Source organism: Streptomyces sp. SID13726 (assembly GCF_010548375.1).
In the GTDB taxonomy this organism is placed as follows: domain Bacteria; phylum Actinomycetota; class Actinomycetes; order Streptomycetales; family Streptomycetaceae; genus Streptomyces.
In genome coordinates, this window is record NZ_JAAGLY010000579.1 from 1 (window position 1) to 419 (window position 419).

Sequence of the window (419 nt, forward strand, 5' to 3'; positions counted from 1 at the left end):
CCTGGCCGGACTCGGCGCGTACATGCTGTTCGTGGGCATCGCCGGCGACCCCGACTCCCCGCAGCAGGCCGAGACCGGCGGGATCACTCTGTTCCTGCTCGCCGCGCTGCCGCTGGTCGCGGCCCGCGGGCTGCGGCTGGGCCGGCGCTGGAGCCGCGGGCCCGCGCTGATCACCCAGCTGATGGCGCTGCCGGTGGCCTGGACCCTGTACTCCACGGGCGGCGCGATGATCGCCGCCGCCGTGGCTCTGGCCGCGGCCGCGGTGGCCGTCTCGGCCCTGCTGGTGAACCCGACGGCGACCGAGGCGCTGGGAATCGGGCCCGGCGAGCAGGCCCGATAGCCCGTTCTTCGTTCCTACTCCTCGACGAGGAGCTTCTCGCGCAGCTGGGCCAGGGTGCGGGCCAGCAGCCTGGAGACGT

The 419-nt window shown here is 74.7% G+C and carries 1 protein-coding gene; it reads left to right on the plus strand.

Going from position 1 to position 419, the window contains the following annotated elements; translation table 11 throughout:
* On the plus strand, positions 1-340 hold a 340-nt coding region (locus tag G3I78_RS49220), incomplete at its 5' end, for a hypothetical protein (RefSeq protein WP_164437179.1).
* Between the last annotated feature and the right edge of the window lie 79 nt (positions 341-419).